Below are 2,880 nucleotides of genomic sequence, written 5' to 3'. Positions count from 1 at the left end.
TGGGTACGCGGAATACCCATCGACTGGACCACGGCACTGGACACCACCACAGCACACCCCATCGCCCTACCCACCTACCCATTCCAACGCCAACGGTACTGGCCGAGCACCACCGATGCCGGCGTCGGTGCGGATGGCCTCGGGCTCGAGGCCACCGGACATCCGCTGCTCGCCGCCGCGGTTCGCCCGGCGGAGGCGGACTCGCTGCTGCTGACCGGACGGCTCGCGCTCGGTACGCAGCCATGGTTGAACGACCACCGGGTGTGGAACAAGGTTGTGTTCCCCGGCGCCGGCCTGGTCGAACTGGCGCTGGCCGCAGCCGAGCGAGTGGGGGCCGACACCCTGGAGGACCTGACTTTGACCACCGCACTGATAGTGCCCGAGGACGGCGCGGTGGACATCCAGGTCGCCGTCGCCGAGGCCGACCATGACGGGCGGCGCTCGGTGACGATTCATGCCCGGCCGACAGTCCGGGATGCGACCGACGACTGGACGCGGATCGCCATGGGTACGGTCTGTACCGATGCGACTACCGATGTCGACTTTCCGACCGTGTGGCCGCCCGCGGATGCCGAGGCGGTCGACGTGGCCGACTGGTACGACACACTCGACGCGACCGGGCTGGAATACGGTCCCGCATTCCAAGGGCTGCGTGCAGTCTGGCGTCGGGACAAGGAGATCTTCGCCGATATCGGGCTGACCGACGAGGAGTCGAAGCAAGCGGATTCCTTCGGCCTGCACCCGATTCTGCTCGATGCGACGCTGCACACTCTCGGACTCGGTGCGCTGCCGGTCGCCGACGAGGCGCATGTACCGTTCGCCTGGACCGGCGTCCGCCGCTGGTCTACCGGGCACTCGACGGTGCGGGCACACATCGTGCCGGTCGGCCCGGCGGCGGTGGCGATCACCGTCGGCGATACCGCCGGGCGACTGGTCGCCTCGGTGGCGTCGTCGAGCGTGCGGCCGGTGACCCCGGACCAACTCGGCCCGGCCACCGAATCGTTGTTCGACCTGCGATGGGTGCCCGTCGCGGCCGAGCCGGTCACCGAGCCCGCGGCCTGGACGGTGGTCGGTGACGGGCTCGGGCTGGCGGAAGAACTGACCTCCGCCGGGCACCGGGTCGATGCCTATGTCGATCTCACCGGGCTTGCCGCCGCGATCGACGCCGGGGCGAGCGTGCCGGATACGGTGCTGATCCCGTTCGACGGCAGTGCGGACGGCTCCGGCGATGTGGCAGCCGCCGTGCACAGTGCATGTCACCGGATCTCGGCCGCGGCTCGATCCTGGCTGTCGGACACCAGGTTCGGGACCGCGCGGATGGTGATTGTCACGCGCGGCGCGATCGCAGCCCAGCCGGACGAGGCCATCACCGACCTGCCCGCGGCGAGCGCCAGGGGCCTGGTGCTGTCCGCCCACACCGAGAATCCGGAACGATTCGCACTGGTCGACATCGACATCGAACCGGCATCGCGCGAAGCCCTGTCCGGGGTGCTGGAGGTCGGCGAGCCGCAGGTCGCCCTCCGGGCCGGGGCGCTGCTCGGCGCCCGGTTGGCGGCGGCCGGGACAGCGGGCACGTCGCATACGCAATGGCCCGTGCATGGCACTGTCCTGGTTACCGGTGCGAGCGGTGCGCTGGGGCGACTCGTCGCTCGCCACCTCGTATCCGAACACGGTGTCCGGCGGCTGCTGCTGGTCAGTCGCCGGGGAGCGCAGGCCCCCGGTATGGCAGACCTGTGCGCCGAGTTGTCCGGCCGCGGCGCGCAGGCCTTCGTCGCGACGTGCGACGTCGCCGATCGGGAGGCACTCGCACGGACGTTGGCGGATATTCCGGCGGCACATCCGCTGACTGCGGTGATTCACGCAGCCGGAATACTCGATGACGGAGTCGTCGGCGCCCTCACCGAACAGCGGATCGACGCCGTGCTGCGGCCGAAGGTGGACGCCGCGTGGAACCTGCACGAGCTGACTCGCGACGCCGAACTCACTGCATTCGTGCTGTTCTCCTCCGTCGCAGGAATTTTCGGTACGGCAGGACAGGGCAACTACGCAGCGGCGAACGCATTCCTCGATGCGCTCGCCCGGCATCGGCGCGAACAGGGGTTGGTCGGCACAGCGCTCGGCTGGGGTGCTTGGGCCGAAAGCGGTCTGGCTGCGGCACTGGATACGGCGAACCGGGCTCGCTTGGCACGGGCCGGTATCGGCGGCCTGACCGACACTCACGGGTTGCGCCTGTTCGATATCGCTCTGCGACAGGACACGGCGTACCTCGTACCGATGCTGCTGGATCGCGCCTCGATAGTGGGCGAGACCCCGCCTGTGCTTCGCGGCTTGATTCGCCCACACCACGCACAGCGTAGCCGCGAGGCGGACAGCGGCAACGCCGGTTTCCTGCGCCGGCTCGCCGCCTCGACCCCGGCCGATCGAGAGCGGGCACTGCTGGACCTGATCCGCGCGGAAATGAGCGCGGTATTGGGCTACTCCGGGCACGTGCCCGACGGCCGGACCTTCACCGATCTCGGCGCGGATTCGCTCACCGCGCTCGAACTGCGCAACAGGCTCACCAGGGTGACCGGGCTACGGCTGTCGTCGACCGTGCTGTTCGACCATCCCACGCCGGCCCAACTCGCCCGCATGGTGTGCGACGAGTTGTTCCCCGCGGTGCCACGGAATGCGGACGACGGTTTCGACGAGGCCCGCTTCCGGCGGGAGTTCGCTGCGGTGTCGATCAGCAGGCTCCGCGAGGCAGGGCTGTTGGAAGCACTACTCGCCCTGCTCGACTCGGGGCCCGCCGAGTCTGTGGCGGATGAGGCCGTGGTCGATGGGTTGGGGATCGCGGATCTGATTTCGCTGGCGCACGAAGGAGCTGAGTCGTGATGGATT

General features: G+C 69.3%; 1 protein-coding gene. It reads left to right on the top strand.

Annotated features, from left to right (window positions below; all coding sequences use genetic code 11):
• The coding region (locus K940_RS29835; protein WP_155981060.1) for a type I polyketide synthase at positions 1-2,874 on the top strand (2,874 nt) is incomplete at its 5' end.
• Positions 2,875-2,880: the final 6 nt, after the last annotated feature.

The sequence above is a fragment of the Nocardia sp. CNY236 genome, assembly GCF_000482385.1.
GTDB lineage: Bacteria > Actinomycetota > Actinomycetes > Mycobacteriales > Mycobacteriaceae > Nocardia.
The sequence above is the reverse complement of the archived record's forward strand: the minus strand, read 5'-3'. Positions and strand labels throughout refer to the sequence as shown.